Below are 16,958 nucleotides of genomic sequence, written 5' to 3' on the forward strand. Positions count from 1 at the left end.
CGCGCCGCAGCGGTCGACGGCGCGACAGCGCGGCCACCATGCAAACAGGCCCTCAAAAGGGCCTGTTTGCAAGGAGCGCGCGAGGGCGTCAGTAGATGTCGGAGTCGGCCCACTGCGACGAAGGACCGAAATCGTCGGCTGTCACGGGCGTGTTGAGGTTCAGGACAAAGACCACTTCACCGCCGAACCGGCCCACGCCCAGGCTCTTCATGAGCTGCTGCTCCTGTTCGGGCCGCTCCATGCGCAGGAAGCAGATGGCCTGCTTGGTGCCCTCGTGCATGGCGGTGAGGATGTCAAGGCGCGTGATGCGGCCGAACTCGCTGCAGAGCTGGTGCAGCGCGGACTTCAAGCTCGGCACATCGCTGTGTTGCCTGAGTTCTGCAAGTGTGCTCACAATGGACTCCCGAAGTTCGTTTCTGTCGTCGCATCCACGCCCTGCTGCGGACATGGCATCCTTGGATGGATCGCCATGGTAGAACAGAAGTAACGAAAAATCAGTGAAATGTTACAAATTGCCGGACTGGCTGCTGCTCTTGTGATCTTGTTCACGATCTCTGCGTGAAGCATGAACAAACGGTGTGATCGCATCGTGACAACACCCCGTCTTCCCGAACTCCCAACCCTGCGGGCCTGACCTCCATGCGAAACGGATCCTCCACGCCAGACGGTGCGCTGATCAAAGAGACCGACTTCGAAGTCGCTGGCGCCTGGTCGAGTGCCAGGGACTTCACGGGCTTTCATCGGCTGGCGCAACTGGCTGCCAGGCTGGGGGAATGCGAGGCTGCCGTGGTGCTGGACACCGCGCAGTGGCCGCCCCAGGTGCTCGGCGTGCACGGCCTTGCCGGCGACACCGCCGAGGAGGCGGCCCGCTACAGCGGGCAGGCCTTCTCGCAGCGCAGCGGAGAAACCTGGGTGGACCATCGTGGCGGTCCCGGCGCATCTGCCCAGCTGCCCGACGATGACTGGAGCCCCGATTGGCGAGCGATCCAGCAGGCGCACTGGTTGCCCGTTGCGCCATCCGGCGGCCCACCGGGCCTGGCCCTGCTGCTGCTGCACAAAACGGTCCGCCAGGACAGGTCCCTGGCCGACAGCACGCTGAGCCTGTTGACGGCCCACGCGGGCGATGTGCTGGCGCTGTGGCGCCGCTGTGAAGTCAGCGAGCAGTACAACCTCAACGTGCTGCGCGAGAGCGAGAGCCGGCTCAACCTCACCGAGCACACCGCCGGTGCGGGCAGCTGGTCAATGCAGGTGTCCACCGGTCTGGTCGCGCACTCGGACGAGTTCGCCACCATCCTGGGCCTGCCGGACCACAGCCATGTGGTCTCGATCGATTCCATGGTGCAGCGCTACAACCCGGAGTGGCGCAGCGGCATCCGCCAGCGGCTGGAGCGGTGCAGGACCAGCGGCGAGGGTTTCGACGAGGAAATCCAGATCATGGTGGAGGGCGGAACGCCGAAATGGGTGCGCACCGTGGGCACCGCGGTGCGCAACATGGACGGAGACATCCTGCGCATCCAGGGTGCGATCCAGGACATCTCGGCGCAGAAGCAGGCCCAGCAGGACACCTTGCGGCTGGCCATGCGCCTGACCACGACGCTGGCCAGCATCACCGAGGCGTTCGTGACGCTGGACCGCCAGTGCTGCTTCACCTACCTGAATCAGGAGAGCGAGCGGCTGCTGCAGAAAACCACTGCCGACCTGCTGGGCGAAGAGGTGTGGAAGGACTTCACCGGTGGGCTGGCCGAACGGCTCAAGGAGAAGCTCACCCGCTCCCTGCACACCAACCGGCGCATCGAGCTGGAAGATTTTTTCCCCACGCTGGGCAAGTGGCTGGAAGTTCGCGCCTACCCGTTCGCCGAAGGCCTGGCGGTGTATTTCCGCGACGTGACCGAACGCCGGCGCTCGCAGGAGCAGCTGATGCTGCTGGAGACCAGCGTGTCCCGGCTCAACGACATCGTGGCCATCGCCGAGACCGGCGCCAGCGCCCAGGAGCCGCGCATCGTGTTCGTCAACGACGCCTTCGAACAGCACACGGGCTACAGCCGCGCCGAGGTGCTGGGCCAGACACCGCGCATGCTGCTCGAGCTCGATCCGTCCATCGCCAAGCTGCAGGGGCTGGCCGCCGGCCTGCAACAGAACCAGCAAGCCCGCACCGAGTTGATGGTGCGGCGCAAGAACGGCGCCTTGTTCTGGGTCGAACTGGAAGTGGTGTCGGTGCAGGCCAATGCCGAGGAAGTGACCCACTGGGTGGCGGTGGGACGCGACATCACCCAGCGCAAGACCGCCGAGGACATGATCCGCCACCTGGCCTTCTACGACGCGCTGACCGATCTGCCCAACCGCCAGCTGCTGCTCGATCGCCTGCAACAGGCGCTGGCGGCCAGCGCGCGGTCGGGCCAGCACGGCGCCCTGATGTTCATCGACCTGGACAACTTCAAGATCCTCAACGACACGCTGGGTCACCACATGGGCGACCAGTTGCTGCAGAAAGTGGCCTCCCGCCTGACCCGCAGTGTGCGCAAGAGCGACATGGTGGCGCGCCTGGGCGGCGACGAGTTCGTGGTGATGGTCGACGACCTGAGCACCGACCCCGACGCCGCCGCCTACAAGGCCCGGGCCCTGGCGGAAAAAGTCCTCAACACGCTGCGCGAGCCCTTCCAGCTCAATGGCCACCAACACTTCGCCACCCCCAGCATCGGCGTGACCTCCTTCAATGGCGACCAGAGCGACGTCGGTGAGCTGCTCAAGCAGGCCGATCTGGCGATGTACCAGGCCAAGTCGCTCGGGCGCAACACCGTGTGCTTCTTCGACCCCGGCATGCAGGCGACGGTGAGCGCCAACGCCACCGTGAGCTCGGACCTGCGGGTCGCCCTGCGCGAGACCCAGCTGGTGGTGCACTACCAGCCGCAGGTGGACCGGGTGGGTGTGATCACGGGCGTGGAGGCGCTGGTGCGCTGGCAGCACCCGGAACGAGGCCTGGTGTATCCGGCCGACTTCATTCCGGTGGCCGAGGACACCGGCCTCATCCTGCCGCTGGGCCAGTGGGTGCTGGAGACCGCCTGCGAGCAGCTCGCCGCCTGGGCCACCCGCCCGCAGACCGCCAGCCTGAGCATCGCGGTGAACGTGAGCGTGCGGCAGTTCCGCCACCCCGATTTTGTGGACATGGTGATGGCCGCCATCCAGCGCACCGGCATCCGGCCGCACCGGCTCAAGCTGGAGCTCACCGAGAGCCTGCTGGCCGACCGCATGGAAATCACCATCGACAAGATGGGCATGCTCAAGGCGCTGGGTGTCACGCTGTCGCTGGACGACTTCGGTGTCGGTTACTCATCGCTCTCGGTCCTCAAGCGCCTGCCGCTGGACCAGCTCAAGATCGACAAGGGTTTTGTGGCCGACGTGCTGACCGACCCGAACGACGCCGCCATCTCGCGGGCCATCATCGCGCTGGCTCAAAGCCTGAGCCTTCAGGTGGTGGCCGAAGGTGTGGAGACGCAGGAGCAGCGCGACTTCCTGGCGTATCAGGGCTGCGACCAGTTCCAGGGCCACCTGTTCTCCAAACCCCTGCCCATCGAAGCACTCGACTCCCTGTTGCAGAACCCGACCTCAGGGATGCTCGTGATGTCGTAGCCGCGACGGGCACGCCGCCGGGCCGCTCCCAAGGCGGGCCCAGCCCCCTCGGGGGGCAGCGGACCTCGCGCGGCGGGGGAGCGTGGGGGCTTGTTGCTAAACGTGGAGCAACAGGAAGCGCCGCTCCCACGGGCTGATCACGTCGAAGAACTCGCGGTATTCGGTTTCCTTGATCGCGCTGTAGGTCTGGATGAAGTGTTCACCGAACAAGTCCACCAGGGGGGCGCAGCCCATGAGTTTTTCGATCGCGTCGTCGAGGTGGCGCGGTAACTGGTGGGGCTGCTCGTAAGCGCTGCCCTTGAGAGGATCGTTCGGCTTCAGCCCTTGCTTCATGCCCAGGTAGCCGCAAGCCAGGCTGGCCGCAATGGCCAGGTAAGGATTCACGTCCACGCCGGCCAGTCGGTTCTCGACGCGGCGGTCCTGGGGTCCCGAGTGCGGCACACGCAGTCCGCAGGTGCGGTTGTCATAGCCCCAGCTCAGGTTGATCGGCGCCGAGGTGAAGCGCGACAGCCGGCGGTAGGAATTGACATAGGGCGCAAAAAATGCGGTGGCCGCCGGCAGGTAGGTCTGCAGTCCGCCGATGTAGTGGAAGAACGCATCCGAGGGTTCGCCATCGGCCTTGCTGAAGATGTTCTGCCCACCGTCGATGGCCACCACGCTCTGGTGGATGTGCATGGCGCTGCCGGGCTGCCCCTGCATGGGCTTGGCCATGAAGGTGGCGTACATCTGGTGGCGGATCGCCACCTCGCGGATGGTGCGCTTGAACAGGAACACCTGATCGGCCAGCGGCAGCGGGTCGCCGTGGTCGATGTTGATCTCCATCTGCGCCGTGCCCATTTCGTGGATCAACGTGTCGAGCTGGATGCCCTCGGCCTCGCACCAGTCGTACATCACATCGAAGATGTCGTCGTACTCGTTGATGGCATCCATCGAAAAGCTCTGCATGCCGGCTTCGGTGCGCTTCGTGCGCCCCACCGGAGGCTTCAGCGGAATGTCCTCGTCGGGTTCGATCTGCACCAGGTAGAACTCCATCTCGGGCGCGACGACCGGCTTCCAGCCCTCGTCGGCGTAGAGCTTGAGCACGCGGCGCAGCACGTTGCGCGGCGACAGCGCAAACGGCGTGCCGTCGAACGCAAAGCAGTCGTGGATGATCTGCGCGGTGGGCTCCTTGGCCCAGGGCACCGGGCGCAAGGTGTTCGGGTCGGGCTTCAGGAGCATGTCCGGGTCGGCCACCGAGGTGAAGTCTTTCTCGGGGTAGTCGCCGGTCACCGTCATGGCCAGCACCGCCTCGGGCAGGCGCAGGCCCACGGCCGGGTTGTACTTGTGGCGCGGCACGATCTTGCCGCGCGCCTGCCCCGCCATGTCGGGGATCAGGCACTCGACTTCGGTGATGCGGTGCTCGTCCAGCCACTGCTGGATGCGTTGGGCGTCGGAGGGGTCGGTGATGTCGGCCATGGGCGTGAAAGTGTTGAAACGGTGGCGCCACTGTAAGCCCGCGCCCTCCCTGCACCCGGGCCGCTTCTCAAGCGGTGAACAGCGCCACGTTGCCACCGGCCGCGGTGGTGTTGATCGTCAGCGTCTGCTCGGCACAGAAGCGCAGCAGGTAGTGGGGCCCGCCCGCCTTGGGTCCGGTGCCGCTGAGGCCCTCACCGCCGAACGGCTGAACGCCCACCACGGCACCGATCATGTTGCGGTTGACATAGACATTGCCCACGCGCGCCGCGCCCGCCAGGGCCAGGGCACGGCTGTCGATGCGGGTCTGGATGCCCAGCGTGAGCCCGTAGCCGAGCGCGTTGATCTGCTGCACCACCGCCATCGGGTCGCCCCCCCAGCGCACGACCTGCAGCACCGGGCCGAAGATCTCCTGCGTCACCTCGGCGATCGACGCCACCTCGAACATCTGCGGCGCGATCCCGCGAGGCAGGGCCGGCATCGCACGGCGGCCGCCCGGCAACGGCTTGGCGTCGGTGTGCAGTCGCTGCAGATGGCGCGTGATTCCATCGAACGCCTCGGCGTCGATCACCGGCCCGAGATCGGTCGCCAGATCGGCCGGGTTGCCGGTGACCAGCTCCTTCATCGCGCCGGCGATCATGTCGATCACGCCATCGGCAATGGCCTCGTGCACGCACAGCAGGCGCAAGGCCGAGCAGCGCTGGCCGGCGCTGCGAAACGCGCTTTGCACCACGGCGTCGGCCACCTGCTCGGGCAGGGCGGTGCTGTCCACCAGCATGGCATTGATGCCGCCGGTCTCGGCAATCAGCGGAACGATGGGCCCGTCGCCGGCGGCGAGCGCGCGATGGATGATCCGGGCGACCTGGGTGGAGCCGGTGAACACCACCCCGGCGATGCCCTCCTGGGCCACCAGCGACGCTCCCACGGTTTCGCCCGGGCCGTGCAACAGTTGCAGGGCGTCGGCGGGCACGCCGGCGGCGTGCAGCAGCTTCACCGCTTCGAATGCGATCGCCGGCGTCTGCTCGGCCGGTTTGGCGAGCACCGTGTTGCCGGTGGCCAGCGCGGCAGCCACCTGCCCCGTGAAGATGGCCAGCGGGAAGTTCCAGGGGCTGATGCAGACCCAGGAGCCCCGGCCTTCAAGGCGCAAGGTATTGCTCTCGCCGGTGGGCCCGGGAAGGGTCAGGGGAGCCATCACGCGCTCGGCTTCATTGGCGTAATAGCGCAGGAAGTCGATCGCCTCGCGCACCTCGGACACCGCGTCGCCCCAGCCCTTGTGCGCCTCTTTCACGAGCATGGCGCACAGGTGCGGCAACTGCTGCTGCATGGCATCGGCAGCACGTCGCAGCGTGGCGGCGCGCTCGGCCACCGGGGTGTGGTTCCAGCCGGCAAAGGCCGCTGCCGCCCTCTCGACGCCTGCCTGCGCGTCGGCGGGCGTGGCCTCGGGCACAGTGGGCAGCACCAGCGCGGTGTGCGCCACCAGCAGCGGGGCGCGGTGGGCGGTCACAGCCAGGTCCAGGCCCTCGCTGTTCGGTCGTGTCGGTCCGTACAGAACCGTTGGCAATGGCAGCGCCGGTGTCGAGGCCTGTGTTTGCGACTGTTCCAGCGGCGAGATCAGCAGCTCGTCCAAGCCCACCGATTCGTCGGCGAGCTGGTGCACGAACGACGAGTTGGCACCGTTCTCCAGCAGACGGCGCACCAGGTAGGCCAGCAGGTCGCGGTGCGCGCCCACCGGTGCGTAGACCCGGCAGGAGACGCCCGGCTTCTTCAGCACCTCGCGGTAGATGCCCTCACCCATGCCGTGCAGGCGCTGCAGTTCAAACCTGGGCTGCGATCCGCGCAGCGGCGCAGCGTGGGACTCCGTGACCGCGGCCATCTCGAGGATGGCCGCAATGGTTGCGGCGTTGTGCGTGGCGAACTGCGGGAAGATCGCATCGGGGGCATCGAGCAGCGCCCGCGCGCAAGCCAGGTAGCTCACGTCGGTGTGCGACTTCTGGGTGAACACCGGGTAGCCGGGCAGGCCCAGCTCCTGCGCACGCTTGATTTCTGCGTCCCAGTAAGCCCCCTTGACCAAGCGGCACATGAACTTCAGGCGGTACTGCCGCGCCAGCGCCGCCACGTGTTCGACCAGATCGACAGCACGCGTCTGATAGGCCTGAAGCGCCAGGCCAAAACCCTGCCACTGGGGGCAATGTTGGGCCACCAGCCTGGCGAGCGCCTCGAACACGTCGAGCGAGAGTTCGAGCCGGTCCACCTCTTCTGCATCGATGGTGAGATTGAGGTTGGCCGCAGCAGCGCTCTCGCACAGCAGCCAGACGCGGGGCACCAGCTCCCGCATCACGCGCTCGTGCTGGGCGTCTTCGTAGCGCGGGTGCAGCGCGCTGAGCTTGATCGAGATGCCGTCGTTCTCGCTCGGCGGGCGCTTCGGATCGGCGGTGCTCGCGATCGCGGAGATGGCGTTGTGGTAGCTGGCGAGGTAACGCAGTGCGTCATCGTGGGTGCGGGCGCCCTCGCCCAGCATGTCGAAGCTGAAACTCAGCCCCGCCTGGCGCCGGCGCGTCGACGCGGCCTCCTTCATGCCCTCCTCGATCGTCTGCCCCAGCACGAACTGGCGACCCAGCAACTGCACCGCGCGCAGCGTGGCGGCCACCACCGCCTTGGCACCCAGCCTGCTCATGAGTCCCGTCTCGTTGCCGGCTTCAGGCAGGAACTTCTTCGACATCGCGATGGCGGTGGACGACAGGCGCGCCAACGTCGAGGACTGGCCGCCAGCCCTGGCTTCAACAGACCCCCCGAGAGGGTTCAACCGCTCCCGGGTCAGCCCGCCGACCGGCTGGGCCGCGCCATCAAAATCCGCCCGGCCGAGCTGGTCGGCCGTGAGCGCGATCGCGGTTTCGGCATCGGGCACACGCAGCAGCGCCTCGGCCAGACGCATCAGGGCCAGGCCTTCGGCACTGGAAATCGGGTACTCCTTCAGCAGGCTCTCCATGGCCCAGAACGGCGGTGGGTTCTCTCGCACCTCGCGCACCCAGGGTGCGGCGGCATCGGCAACGGCCGACCAGTCGAGCGCGCCCTGCAGGGCGGCCAGGCGGTGGGCCAGTACGCCGGCTTCGGGGCGATAGGGAAACGGAAGGCGGTCTGCGGTGCGGGACATCGAAAGCTCCAGAACGGACGGGAATTGGACAATCTGCGTATGTTCCCGGCTTTGAAACCGCACTTTTCACCAAAACTTGCTGCTTGACCGGATAATTGTTTGCCATGGAACCCAGCCCCGGCGCTCTCGACCGCATCGACCTCAAGATCCTCAAGCTGTTGCAGGCCGACGGCCGCACCACCAACCTCAAGCTGGCCGATGCGGTGGCGCTCTCGCCCACCGCCGTGCTTGCGCGCACCCAGCGGCTGCAGCGCGACGGATTCATCCTCGGCTATGAAGCGCGGCTGAACCCGCTCAAGCTCGGTCGCGCCATGCTGGTGTTCGTCGAGGTTTTGCTCGACCGCACCACGCCCAATGTGTTTAACGAGTTCAAGGCCGCGGTGCAGGTGCGCGACGAGATCATGGAATGCCACATGGTGGCCGGTGGCTTCGACTACCTGCTCAAGACCCGCATGGCCGACATGGCGGCCTACCGCGACTTCGCCGGCAGCGTGCTCTGGCAACTGCCGGGCGTGCGGGAAACGCGCACCTATGCGGTGATGGAAGAGGTGAAAAACAGTTCGCGGCTGCCGCTGTGATGGTCTTCAATCGCACCGGGGCTCCGTGTCAAGCGGAAGGCGACATGCAGCGTCGGCGCTTCTCTTCGTACTCATCCCTTTTCACCGCGTGGCTTTCGTACCGGCGATTTTCCTCTCGTCGATATGCCTCGTGGGCGGCATCCCATGCGAGGATTTCGGGCGTGTTCAACACGGGCCCGAGGCCTATCCACTGATAAGGCTCGCGCCAGTGATGCCTTTCATATTGATTCCAAAGACCGTCAATGCCGGAATAAAACGAGATGACAGGGCGGAAAGCGAAAGATATGTTGTGTGACGAGAAGTTGAGGGTTGTCAAACTCACCACAGTGCCGACGGGCGCATCACGGAAAAGACCCAATTCGTCCGGTTGAGATGACCCTGCAAGTAAAACAGCGCCCATGAACATCCTTTCATAAGTGCACTCCTTTTGATGCAACGTCCCAGGACTCTCCGGGTAAGGGTGGTCGTCCCATTCACACGTCTGATAGCCACCCATCCCCGGGCCCAGAATGCGCCAGGTTTCCGAGTACTTTTGCGGGTATTGAACAGGTTCCTTGAACCATCCAGACGTGGTTTTGACAAAGACTTGGGGAACGGTGGTTTCATATACGACCTTGTCAACGCGGTGTGAGGCGACACTCGGTCCAAGCCTCTCCATAGGCCTGAACCCTCCCAACCAGGGGTTTGAGATGAGATCCGGGTACGGCGGCATCGGCTTGCGGGGTGCGGCGTCGAGTTCGTGCAAGGCGGCCACCACATCATCGCGAATCCTCCCGGCCGTCGACAGCGCCGGATTGAGATAGATCTCGAGCAGCCCGTGCCCGATCAGATCGCGCGAACCGTTGAGCCCGGCGGGGCGGTGCACATAGCCCGGAATCAGGTCTGTGATGGCGGCCACGGTGCCGGTCAGCCTCAGTGCATTGATGACACTGTCCTTGTCCGCCAGGGTGTGCCGGCCCGACAGGGTGGGGGAAGCCGGCGCCACATGGACCACCCGCACATGCTCGTTGCCGGTGCGGCCCACAGCGTGCGTGCGGGCCTGGTTCACAAACAGGTTGCCCTGGGAGTGCGCCAGGAACAGCATCTTGCGATTCAAACCGGCCCAGCGGTCGATCTGTTCCTTGTGCCTGGCCGACACGCTGGCCATGCCGGGCTCACCCACACCCGATATCAGCCCCTTGACGGCGGCCGTGGTGTACGCGTCGAAGAAAGACCCGAGCAAGGCCGCCAACGACGGGATGGCAGAAGTCAGCGCATTCCACCATCCGCCTTCACCCTGCGTGGCCGAAAAAAACAACTCGAACCGGCCAGCCAGCAGACCGTTCTGCTCCTGCAGCCGCTGCTCGAAGGTCTCCACAAAATCCGTGAAACCCTGGGTGTCGTTGTAGAAGAGTTCGTAGGTGATGGGTTCGCCGGCGGGGGTGGTGGGGCCGTAGAGGTCCTCCAGCTTGCGCCTGGCTTCGTTCGCTTGCGACACTGTCGTTCGAACACCGTTAAAGAATCCGAATACAGCACCGCTGCCTTCACACTGCTCCTGCCCCAAGGCGGGGATGGGCAGCAGCAGTGTGACGGACAAGATCATGCTCACTGGATTGCAAAGGAGGAGCACCTTTTCAATCACAGCCATTCCCCTTGAATGAACCAGAAACCGATCCGCTGGCTGCACGGTTAAATTCTAGGTAGCTCGTTAGGCGTCTTCTGCTGTTCGTGGTTATGGCTTCCAACTCTCGAGACATTTGAGATCCGCGCGCGAATGCATCGATATCCACGAAGGTGTCAAAAATGCAGTCAACTGCCTTGGAACTGATACGAACCACCTCTTCCACTGCAAGTGAATCCCGCTTGTCCACCAACAGCATCTGTTGGTACGCCCGCGCCATCTGCATCGCCGCCGCTCTCTCCGCCGGCACGGTGTACTTCCTCTCGATGTGCTGCTCGATGTCGTCCCGAACGCCGTTCGCATTCGCATCGGTCCCCGCGATGCTGTCGCCGCGCTCCAGCGTAGGCAGCACGCCGCTGGCTTCGAGCCGGGCAACCTGTTCTTGCGGAGTGAGCACCGGCCCCGCGTCTGCGGCCTTGCCTCCGCCACCACAGGCCGTCACGGCAAAAGCGAGCGCCAACCCGCACACACGGATTCCCTTCACTTCTTTCATGGTGTCTCCTCCCTGAATCGATGGTTCGCCTGGCTTCAACACGGGTGGCGTTGAACAGCCGGCGCTCGGCAGTATCGAATCAAAGAACCCCACCATGGACACTGGGGGAGGTACAGAAATCGCATCTTTTTTGCAAAGACCAGATCGGGATGGGGACCCATGCTCGCCGATCGGTCTGGCTGTCGACAGGCGCCCTCAACTCCGTCGATGGTCGCGTGCAACCTTCACACCCTGCGTGGCCGAAAAAAACAACTCGAACCGGCCAGCCAGCAGACCGTTCTGCTCCTGCAGCCGCTGCTCGAAGGTCTCCACAAAATCCGTGAAACCCTGGGTGTCGTTGTAGAAGAGTTCGTAGGTGATGGGTTCGCCGGCGGGGGTGGTGGGGCCGTAGAGAATTTCCAGATGATCGAAGGCCGTTTGCTTGGCTTGTTGCTCTGTGGTTTTCACACCGTTGAAGAATCCAAACACCACTCCTGCGAAGCAGCTTTCTTCAGCTGCAGCGCAGATCGGAAGCAGCGCCAGGACCAAGGCCAAGGCCAGCCTTCTCATTGCGGCAGCGGGCGCGGTGCGCATGTGTTCATTCACAGCTGCCTCCCTTTGGCATCGTGGAAACCGTTCCGCTTCGTGCCTTGTTGTATTCAAGGTAAGCAAGGAGGCGCGCTTTGGTGTTGGTGGTCATGGACTCAAGCTCTGCACTCATCCGCGACCGATCCAACAAACCGTCGACAGCAACGAAGGCCGATCTGGCGCAAACAATCGCCAGCGAGCCCGCTTCAGAAGCTGCATCCAATGCCACTGCATCGCTCTTGTCCACCAGCAGCATCCGCTGGTACGCCCGCGCCGTCTGCATCGCCGCCGCCCTCTCCGCAACCACGGTGTACTTCTTCTCGATGTGCTGCTCGATGTCGTCCCGCACGCCGTTCGCATTCGCATCGATCCCCGCGATGCTGTCGCCGCGCTCCAGCGTAGGCAGCACGCCGCTGGCTTCGAGCCGGGCAACCTGTTCTTGCGGAGTGAGCACCGGCCCCGCGTCTGCGGCCTTGCCTCCGCCACCACAGGCCGTCACGGCAAAAGCGAGCGCCAACCCGCACACACGGATTCCCTTCACTTCTTTCATGGTGTCTCCTCCCTGAATCGATGGTTCGCCTGGCTTCAACACGGGTGGCGTTGAACAGCCGGCGCTCGGCAGTATCGAATCAAGGAACCCCACCATGGACACTGGGGGAGGTACAGAAATACGCAGAAGCTGTTTTATGTGATCGAGTGGCGCATGTGTTGACAGGCGCACAGGCCTTCGCACAATGGCTCAACCCCCCACCTGGAGTCACCATGCCACGCACCCTCACCCTGCTGCTCGGCGCCCTTGTCCTCGCCTCCATGGCCCATGCGCAGAGCACCAGGCCCGGCCTGTGGGAAATCAACCAGAAGGTGGGTGGCAATGCGGAGATGGATCAGGCCATGGCGCAGATGCAGCAGCAGATGGCCGGCCTGTCGGCGGCAGAGAAAAAAATGATGCAGGACATGATGGCCAGGCAGGGAGTGACCTTGCCCACGCCGGGTGCCGGTGGCGGCATGGTGATGAAGGTCTGCATCACGCCCGAGATGGCGGCGAAGCAGGACATGCCGGTTCAGACCGAAGGCGAGTGCACCACCACGATCACCTCGCGCAGCGCCAACACCCTCAAGATGAACGTCGTCTGCAAGAACCCGCCGTCTTCGGGAGAGGGCACCTACACCTTCAGCGGCGACACCGCCTACACCATGAAGATGCTGATGAAGACCACACACCAGGGCAAGCCGGTGAGCACGACGCTGGACGGCCAGGGCAGGTGGCTGTCGGCTTCTTGCGGAACCGTCAAACCGGTGAAGTGACCTTGGCGGGTCGGCTGCCGAACACGGCCCGGCCCACCCGCACCATCGTCGAGCCGGCGGCCACGGCGGCTTCCATGTCGTCGCTCATGCCCATGGACAAGGTGTCCAGGCCCATGCCCTGGGCGTTGAGTTCGTCGAACAAAACCTTGGCGCGCAGAAACAGCGCTCGCTGGCTGTCGAACTCCGGCGCCGGCTCCGGAATGCACATGAGCCCGCGCAGGCGCAGGCGGGGCAGGCGGGCGACCGCGCGGGCCAACCCGGCCAGTTCGTCAGGCGCCACACCCGACTTGTTCGCACCGCCATCCACATTGACCTGCAGGCAAACCTGCAGCGCTGGAAGCTCCGGGGGACGCTGTTCGCTCAATCGCTGCGCAACCTTGAGGCGATCGACCGATTGAACCCAATCAAAATGCTCGGCCACCGGCCGCGTTTTGTTGCTTTGCAACGGTCCGATGCAGTGCCATTGCAACGCGGCATCGGGACGACGCTGGCGCAAGAGGGCGATCTTTTCCGTGCCTTCCTGCACATAGTTCTCGCCAAAAGCATGCTGGCCGGCATCGAGCGCCAGACAGACGGCATCTGCGTCAAACGTCTTTGAAACAGCGAGCAAGCTCACGCTGCCCACATCGCGCCGCGCAAGGTCGCAGGCCTGCTTCAAGCGCGCTTTTACCTGTTGGAGATTGCCTTCAATCGTCGTCATAATCTGCCGTCATACCTCAACACCGCACGGGACCCCGGGATGGATATCACCCAATTGCTCGCCTTCAGCGTCAAGAACAAAGCATCCGATCTTCACCTCTCGGCCGGTCTTCCACCCATGATACGGGTGCATGGAGATGTGAGACGCATCAACGTCGAACCGCTGGACCACAAGCAGGTCCACGGCATGGTGTACGACATCATGAACGACAGCCAGCGCAAACAGTATGAAGAGTTCCTGGAGTGTGATTTCTCGTTTGAAATCGAGGGGCTCGCGCGCTTTCGCGTCAACGCCTTCAACCACAACCGCGGCGCCGGCGCCGTGTTTCGAACCATCCCGAGCAAGATCCTCACGCTGGAACAGCTCAACGCGCCCAAGATCTTCGGCGACCTCGCCCTTCGACCGCGCGGCCTGGTGCTGGTGACCGGTCCGACCGGCTCGGGCAAGTCCACCACGCTGGCCGGCATGGTCAACCACCTCAACGAAACCGAGTACGGCCACATCCTCACCGTGGAGGACCCGGTCGAGTTCGTGCACGAATCCAAGAAGTGCCTTGTGAACCAGCGTGAGGTGGGTCCGCACACGCTGAGTTTTGCCAACGCGCTGCGCTCGGCCCTGCGCGAAGACCCTGACGCGATCCTCGTGGGCGAAATGCGCGACCTGGAAACCATCCGCCTGGCCATGACCGCGGCCGAAACCGGCCACCTGGTGTTCGGCACGCTGCACACCTCGAGCGCGGCCAAGACCATCGACCGCATCATCGACGTGTTTCCGGCCGAAGAGAAAGACATGGTCCGCGCCATGCTGTCCGAATCGCTGGTGGCCGTCATCTCCCAGACCCTGTGCAAGACCAAGGACGGCTCGGGCCGGGTGGCGGCGCACGAGATCATGCTGGGCACCAGTGCGATCCGCAACCTGATCCGCGAGGCCAAGGTCGCGCAGATGTACTCGGCGATCCAGACCGGCAGCAACGTGGGCATGCAGACGCTGGACCAGAACCTCTCGGAGCTCGTCAAGCGCAACGTGATCAGCCCGGCCGAAGCACGCGGCAAGGCGAAGATCCCGGAAAACTTCCCCGGCTGAGCATGAGGGCCCCCACGCTCCACCGCTGCGCGGGTCGCTGCCCCCCGAGGGGGCTGATTCGCCTTGGGACGGCCCGGCGGCGAATCGCCTCTGCCCCAACGCTCCACCGCTGCGCGGGTCGCTGCTGCTGATCTAAAGGACTTTTCATGGAACGCGACCAGGCATCCAAATTCGTCAACGACCTGCTGCGCCTGATGCTCAGCCGCGGTGGCAGCGACCTTTTCCTCACCGCCGAGTTTCCGCCCGCCATCAAGGTCGACGGCTCGGTGGTCAAGGTGTCGCCGCAACCGCTCAACGCCTCGCACACCCTGGCGCTGGCGCGCGCCATCATGAACGACAAGCAGGCCGCCGAGTTCGAGCGCACCAAGGAGTGCAACTTCGCCATTTCGCCACCGGCCATTGGCCGCTTCCGCGTGAGCGCATTCATCCAGCAAGGCAAGGTCGGCATGGTGATGCGGACCATTCCCGCCGTGCTGCCCACCATCGACAAACTGGGCCTGCCCCAGGTGCTCAAGGATGTGGTCCTGTCCAAGCGTGGCCTGTGCATCCTGGTGGGTGCCACCGGCTCCGGCAAGTCCACTTCGCTGGCGGCCATGGTCGACTGGCGCAACGAAAACACGCACGGCCACATCATCACCATCGAGGACCCGGTGGAGTTCGTGCACCCGCACAAGAACTGCGTGGTGACGCAACGCGAAGTGGGGCTGGACACCGAGAGCTGGGAAGCCGCGCTGAAGAACACGCTGAGGCAGGCCCCCGATGTCATCCTGATGGGCGAGATCCGGGACCGCGAAACCATGGAGCATGCGATCCAGTTCAGCGAGACAGGTCACCTGTGCCTGGCCACCCTGCACGCCAACAGCGCCAACCAGGCGCTGGACCGCATCATCAACTTCTTCCCTGAAGAGCGCAGAGCCCAGTTGCTGATGGACCTCTCGCTGAACCTGCGCGCCCTGGTGTCGCAACGACTGATTCCACGCCAGGACAACAAGGGTCGCCACGCAGCGGTGGAGATCATGCTGAACTCGCCACTGATCTCCGATCTGATCTTCAAGGGCGATGTCGCCGAGATCAAGGAGATCATGAAGAAGAGCAACCAGATGGGCATGCAGACGTTTGACCAGGCGCTCTTCAATGCCTTCGAGGCCAACCTCATCACCTTCGAGGATGCCCTGCGCAACGCAGATTCGCTCAACGATCTGCGCCTTCAGATCAAGCTCAACAGCCAGCGCGCCAAAACCCTGGATCTGGCTGCGGGCACCGAGCACCTTACCATTGTGTAATCCCCGCGCCGCGCCTGCGGCGCGTCACCCCCGAGGGGGCAATGCCTGCGGCCTGGCGGAGCCGGTTCTGCGGCATTCCTGAATTGAATCCCTTCCAACCTCCGAGAGCTTTTCATGAGCAACATTGCCGAACGCACTTACGAATCCACCGCTGCCCGCAAAGTTGCCTTCATTGGTTTGGGTGTCATGGGCTACCCCATGGCAGGGCATCTGGCGCGTGCCGGGCATGCAGTGACGGTCTACAACCGGTCGAGTGCCAAGGCCGCGGCCTGGGTGGCTGAATTTGGTGGTGCGCACCAGCCCTCGCCGCGCGAGGCGGCTCAAGGTGCCGACATCGTGTTTGCCTGCGTGGGCAACGACGATGACCTGCGCTCCATCACCCTGGGCGCGGACGGCGCATTCGCCGGCATGGGCTCTGGCGCCATTTTCGTGGACCACACCACCGCGTCGGCCAACGTCGCGCGCGAGCTGTACTCGGCCGCGAAAACGATCGGCCTGTCGTTTGTCGACGCCCCTGTGTCAGGCGGCCAGGCGGGCGCCGTCAATGGTCTGCTCACCGTGATGTGCGGTGGAGACGCGCCGGCCTTCGACGCTGTGAAGCCCGTGGCCATGGCGTTCTCGCGCGCCTTCACGCTGCTGGGCGACAGCGGCGCCGGCCAGCTCACCAAGATGGTCAACCAGATCTGCATCGCCGGCCTGGTGCAAGGCCTGTCCGAAGCGATTGCCTTTGGCCAGAAGGCCGGGCTGGACATGAACCAGGTGCTCGATGTGATCGGCAAGGGTGCCGCGCAAAGCTGGCAGCTCGACAACCGGGGCAAGACCATGGTGGCCGACAAGTTCGATTTCGGCTTTGCCGTGGACTGGATGCGCAAGGACCTGGGACTCGTGCTCGACGAGTCCAGGCGCAATGGGGCGCGCCTGCCGGTCACCGCCCTGGTCGACCAGTTCTACGCCGACGTGCAGGCCATGGGTGGCAACCGGCTGGACACGTCGAGCCTCATCAAGCGCCTGAAGTAAAGCTCCCCCCGCGCCACGCCTTCGGCGTGTCACCCTCCAGAG

Annotated in this window: 14 protein-coding genes; 6 read left to right on the forward strand and 8 right to left on the reverse strand. The window is 64.5% G+C overall.

The genetic code is table 11. The features are described from left to right. Positions 1 to 88: 88 nt before the first annotated feature. On the reverse strand, positions 89 to 394 hold the full coding sequence (locus tag QUV35_RS05970; RefSeq protein ID WP_291216099.1) for an RNA-binding protein: 306 nt from the start codon (positions 392 to 394) through the stop codon (positions 89 to 91). A gap of 245 nt (positions 395 to 639) precedes the next feature. Here QUV35_RS05970 and QUV35_RS05975 point away from each other — a divergent pair, with 245 nt between their 5' ends. After that, positions 640 to 3,627 (forward strand): bifunctional diguanylate cyclase/phosphodiesterase, encoded by a 2,988-nt coding sequence (locus tag QUV35_RS05975; protein ID WP_300871589.1) that lies wholly within the window; start codon positions 640 to 642, stop codon positions 3,625 to 3,627. A 96-nt stretch (positions 3,628 to 3,723) separates the two neighbouring features. On the opposite strand, the gene QUV35_RS05980 is transcribed toward QUV35_RS05975, so the two are convergent. Continuing rightward, a complete protein-coding gene (locus QUV35_RS05980) occupies positions 3,724 to 5,082 on the reverse strand; it encodes a glutamine synthetase family protein (protein ID WP_300871590.1) in 1,359 nt (452 codons plus the stop codon). Between the two features lie 67 nt (positions 5,083 to 5,149). Further along, positions 5,150 to 8,230: an L-glutamate gamma-semialdehyde dehydrogenase gene (locus tag QUV35_RS05985; protein ID WP_300871591.1), complete on the reverse strand. Its 3,081-nt coding sequence runs from the start codon at positions 8,228 to 8,230 to the stop codon at positions 5,150 to 5,152. 104 nt (positions 8,231 to 8,334) lie between these two features. Between QUV35_RS05985 and QUV35_RS05990 the strand changes: the two genes are divergently transcribed. Then, complete coding sequence (locus QUV35_RS05990) at positions 8,335 to 8,808, forward strand: Lrp/AsnC ligand binding domain-containing protein (protein WP_300871593.1); 474 nt, start codon at positions 8,335 to 8,337, stop codon at positions 8,806 to 8,808. 28 nt (positions 8,809 to 8,836) lie between these two features. On the opposite strand, the gene QUV35_RS05995 is transcribed toward QUV35_RS05990, so the two are convergent. The 4 genes from QUV35_RS05995 to QUV35_RS06010 form a co-directional block, all read right to left on the reverse strand. Then, positions 8,837 to 10,390, reverse strand: coding sequence for a hypothetical protein (locus QUV35_RS05995; RefSeq protein ID WP_300871594.1), 1,554 nt, complete (start codon positions 10,388 to 10,390; stop codon positions 8,837 to 8,839). Positions 10,391 to 10,421: 31 nt separating this feature from the next. Next, complete coding sequence (locus QUV35_RS06000; RefSeq protein ID WP_300871596.1) at positions 10,422 to 10,961, reverse strand: hypothetical protein; 540 nt, start codon at positions 10,959 to 10,961, stop codon at positions 10,422 to 10,424. Positions 10,962 to 11,156: 195 nt separating this feature from the next. Then, complete coding sequence (locus tag QUV35_RS06005; protein WP_300871597.1) at positions 11,157 to 11,534, reverse strand: hypothetical protein; 378 nt, start codon at positions 11,532 to 11,534, stop codon at positions 11,157 to 11,159. A 4-nt stretch (positions 11,535 to 11,538) separates the two neighbouring features. Further along, the gene (locus QUV35_RS06010; RefSeq protein ID WP_300871598.1) at positions 11,539 to 12,078 is read right to left on the reverse strand and encodes a hypothetical protein; all 540 of its coding nucleotides are present in this window, start codon (positions 12,076 to 12,078) and stop codon (positions 11,539 to 11,541) included. Between the two features lie 212 nt (positions 12,079 to 12,290). Here QUV35_RS06010 and QUV35_RS06015 point away from each other — a divergent pair, with 212 nt between their 5' ends. Continuing rightward, positions 12,291 to 12,833, forward strand: a complete 543-nt coding sequence (locus tag QUV35_RS06015; RefSeq protein ID WP_300871600.1) for a DUF3617 domain-containing protein — start codon at positions 12,291 to 12,293, stop codon at positions 12,831 to 12,833. Here QUV35_RS06015 and QUV35_RS06020 read toward each other — a convergent pair. After that, positions 12,817 to 13,533 (reverse strand): YggS family pyridoxal phosphate-dependent enzyme, encoded by a 717-nt coding sequence (locus tag QUV35_RS06020; protein WP_300871602.1) that lies wholly within the window; start codon positions 13,531 to 13,533, stop codon positions 12,817 to 12,819. The genes QUV35_RS06015 and QUV35_RS06020 overlap by 17 nt on opposite strands. Before the next feature lie 39 nt (positions 13,534 to 13,572). On the opposite strand from QUV35_RS06020, the gene QUV35_RS06025 reads away from it, so the two are divergent. The 3 genes from QUV35_RS06025 (at position 13,573) to QUV35_RS06035 (ending at position 16,916) form a co-directional block, all read left to right on the forward strand. Continuing rightward, a complete protein-coding gene (locus QUV35_RS06025) occupies positions 13,573 to 14,616 on the forward strand; it encodes a type IV pilus twitching motility protein PilT (RefSeq protein ID WP_300871604.1) in 1,044 nt (347 codons plus the stop codon). Between the two features lie 146 nt (positions 14,617 to 14,762). After that, complete coding sequence (locus QUV35_RS06030) at positions 14,763 to 15,899, forward strand: PilT/PilU family type 4a pilus ATPase (protein ID WP_300871606.1); 1,137 nt, start codon at positions 14,763 to 14,765, stop codon at positions 15,897 to 15,899. Between the two features lie 114 nt (positions 15,900 to 16,013). Continuing rightward, positions 16,014 to 16,916: an NAD(P)-dependent oxidoreductase gene (locus tag QUV35_RS06035; protein WP_300871607.1), complete on the forward strand. Its 903-nt coding sequence runs from the start codon at positions 16,014 to 16,016 to the stop codon at positions 16,914 to 16,916. The last annotated feature ends 42 nt before the right edge of the window (positions 16,917 to 16,958 follow it).

It is taken from the genome of Hydrogenophaga sp., assembly GCF_030373225.1.
In the GTDB taxonomy this organism is placed as follows: Bacteria; Pseudomonadota; Gammaproteobacteria; order Burkholderiales; family Burkholderiaceae_C; genus Hydrogenophaga.

Bases quoted from the DNA above. Each gene is read 5' to 3' on its own strand.
- QUV35_RS05975 (WP_300871589.1), top strand. From the start codon at position 640: ATGCGAAACGGATCCTCCACGCCAGACGGTGCGCTGATCAAAGAGACC.
- QUV35_RS05980 (WP_300871590.1), bottom strand. From the start codon at position 5,082: ATGGCCGACATCACCGACCCCTCCGACGCCCAACGCATCCAGCAGTGG.
- QUV35_RS05985 (WP_300871591.1), bottom strand. From the start codon at position 8,230: ATGTCCCGCACCGCAGACCGCCTTCCGTTTCCCTATCGCCCCGAAGCC.
- QUV35_RS05990 (WP_300871593.1), top strand. From the start codon at position 8,335: ATGGAACCCAGCCCCGGCGCTCTCGACCGCATCGACCTCAAGATCCTC.
- QUV35_RS05995 (WP_300871594.1), bottom strand. From the start codon at position 10,390: ATGATCTTGTCCGTCACACTGCTGCTGCCCATCCCCGCCTTGGGGCAG.
- QUV35_RS06000 (WP_300871596.1), bottom strand. From the start codon at position 10,961: ATGAAAGAAGTGAAGGGAATCCGTGTGTGCGGGTTGGCGCTCGCTTTT.
- QUV35_RS06005 (WP_300871597.1), bottom strand. From the start codon at position 11,534: ATGCGCACCGCGCCCGCTGCCGCAATGAGAAGGCTGGCCTTGGCCTTG.
- QUV35_RS06010 (WP_300871598.1), bottom strand. From the start codon at position 12,078: ATGAAAGAAGTGAAGGGAATCCGTGTGTGCGGGTTGGCGCTCGCTTTT.
- QUV35_RS06015 (WP_300871600.1), top strand. From the start codon at position 12,291: ATGCCACGCACCCTCACCCTGCTGCTCGGCGCCCTTGTCCTCGCCTCC.
- QUV35_RS06020 (WP_300871602.1), bottom strand. From the start codon at position 13,533: ATGACGACGATTGAAGGCAATCTCCAACAGGTAAAAGCGCGCTTGAAG.
- QUV35_RS06025 (WP_300871604.1), top strand. From the start codon at position 13,573: ATGGATATCACCCAATTGCTCGCCTTCAGCGTCAAGAACAAAGCATCC.
- QUV35_RS06030 (WP_300871606.1), top strand. From the start codon at position 14,763: ATGGAACGCGACCAGGCATCCAAATTCGTCAACGACCTGCTGCGCCTG.
- QUV35_RS06035 (WP_300871607.1), top strand. From the start codon at position 16,014: ATGAGCAACATTGCCGAACGCACTTACGAATCCACCGCTGCCCGCAAA.